The sequence below is a fragment of the Burkholderia sp. ZZQ-2 genome, assembly GCF_050768715.1.
GTDB lineage: Bacteria > Pseudomonadota > Gammaproteobacteria > Burkholderiales > Burkholderiaceae > Burkholderia > Burkholderia cepacia.
The window spans coordinates 1-2,435 of sequence record NZ_LDVA01000127.1 but is presented as its reverse complement, the minus strand read 5'-3'; the positions used below and the strand labels follow the sequence as shown (position 1 = coordinate 2,435).

The 2,435-nt window shown below is 71.9% G+C and carries 1 protein-coding gene; it reads left to right on the top strand.

From position 1 onward, the window contains the following. The coding region (locus tag ABY44_RS07775) for a cellulose synthase subunit BcsC-related outer membrane protein (RefSeq protein ID WP_431641061.1) at positions 1-2,343 on the top strand (2,343 nt) is incomplete at its 5' end. Positions 2,344-2,435: the final 92 nt, after the last annotated feature.

The following is a 2,435-nucleotide window of genomic DNA, read 5'->3' as shown; positions in this document are numbered from 1 at the left end:
GTGCGCGCGGCGCCCGACGCGCCGTGGACGCGCTTCGCGCTCGCGCGCCTCTATCGCGACATGGGGCTGCCGCAACTCGGCCGCACGGTGATGGACGACGGGCTCGCGCAAGGCGCGACGCCCGAGATGCGCTACGCGACCGCGCTGTATCGCAATTCGCTCGACGACGTGGCGGGCGCGCAGGCCGCGCTCGCGCCGGTCGACGACGCGCACCGTACGGACGGGATGCGCGCGCTCGCGCGCAAGCTCGATGCGCAACGCGCGCTGGCCGACGCCCGCGATGCGCTCGCGCGCGGCGACCGCACGGCGTTCGCCGCGTCGCTCGCGCAGGCCCAGGCGAGCGCGCCGGACGATCCCGACATGCTCGCCGCGATCGGCGCGCAGTGGATCGACGCGGGCGAACCGGATCGCGGCCTCGCACCGTTGCACGACTGGATCGCCGCGCATCCGCGTGAAGCCGATACGGACGTGCGGCTGCGCTATGGCGACCTGCTCGGCAGCGCGGGGCGCGACGACGCGCTTGCCGCGTGGCTCGACACGCTGCGCCGGGAACCGTCGCTGACGCCCGCGCAGACGGCGCGGATCGAGGATCAGTCGCTGCGGCTCGTGTTGCGGCAGACCGACGATGCGATCGCGCGACAGGACTACGCGCAGGCGCGCAAGCTGCTCGATCGGGCGAGCCCGGCCGGCCGCGCGGACAAGCGTCATGCGCTCGAACGGGCCGATCTCGAGCGCGCGCAAGGCCGTTACGACGCGGCGCGCGATGCGCTCGCGCCGATCGTCGCGCGCACGCCGGACGATGCCGATACGCAGCTCGCGCTGGCACGCATCGACGAGGACAGCGGTAACCGTGCCGCCGCGCTGGCGCGCGTGCAGGCGGTGCTCGCGCGCACGCCGGACGACGACGTCGACACGCAACTGTCGGCCGTGCGCCGCCTGAACGCGCTGCGCCGCGCGGACGAAGCCGCGCAGGTGACCGACCGGCTGCATGCCGCGTATCCGGCGCGCGCCGACGTGACGGTCGCGGCCGGGCGCGTGGCCGAGGCGCAGGGCCGCTATGACGACGCGGCGTCGCTGTACCGGTTGTCGCAGTCGCAGGAGCGCGCGACGGGCGTGAGCCCGGGCCGTGACGGCCTGACGCCCGCGCAGGCCGCGTTCGCGGATCTCGCGCAGCGGCGCAATCCCGAGATCGAGACCGGCTGGACGCCTGCGTACAAGTCGGGCGACGAAGGCATCTCTTCGTATCGCGCGCAGCAGGTGCCGATCTACATGCAGATGCCGGTCCGCTACGACGGTCACGTGTTCGCGCAGATCGACACCGTGCATCTCGACCCGGGCACGCTCGATACGAGCAACCCGAATGCGTATTCGCTCAAGACGTTCGGCACGTTCGCGGCGCTCAGGGCGCAGAACGCGCTGACGCCCGCATCGATCGCGAATCCGCCGGGCTCGCTGCACCAGTCGACGACGGGCGTCGCGCTCGGTGCCGGCTATCTGTCGGACGCATGGCGCGTCGATCTCGGCACGTCGCCGCTCGGTTTTCCGGTGCATTACCTCGTCGGCGGTGTGCGCTATCGCTTCGACGCGGGCCCGGCCAGCTTCTCGGTAAACGCGTCGCGGCGGCCGGAAACGAGCAGCGTGCTGTCGTACGCGGGGATGCGCGACCCGTGGACGGGCGCGGTCTGGGGCGGCGTGCGCCGCGACGGCGTGAACCTGCGCGCGTCGGTCGACGTCGGCCGCACGAACCTGTTCGCGGAACTCGGCGCGGGCGTGCTGTCCGGCCGAAACGTCGAGCGCAACGCGGAAGTCACGCTGCGCACGGGCTTCACGGTGCCCGTGTACGAGCGCGCGACGATGAAGGTCAGCACCGGGCTCGTCGGCAACGCGTGGCACTACGCGCAGAACCTGCGCTACTACACGTACGGGCAGGGCGGTTACTACAGCCCGCAGCGCTACCTGTCGCTCGGCGTGCCGATCGAATGGGCGGGGCGGCACGATGCGCTGTCGTGGGACCTGACCGTCACGGGCGGGATCTCGAACAGCTACGAGAAGGATTCGCTGTATTACCCGACGTTCTCGGACCAGCGGGCCGCGCAGGTGGCGGCCGGGTTCGTGTACGCGGGCAGCTCGACGCGCGGCGTGTCGTTCTCGTACGGCGTCAACGGGATCGTCGAGTATCGCGTGAACCCGCACCTGAGCGTCGGCGCGCAGCTGCACGTCGACCGGTCGCACGACTACGCGCCGAGTTCGGCGCTCGTGTACCTGCGCTATGCGTTCGACGCACGCGCGCAACGCAGCTGGCTCGTCACGCCGACACCCGTGCGGCTTTATTCGGATTACTAGGGGAACGCGCCGTGAATACGGAAATCGATGCCACCCGTCCCGCGCTCGGCGCCGCCGGCCTGCTGGGCCGCCTGCGTGCGCTGCTGGGCGCG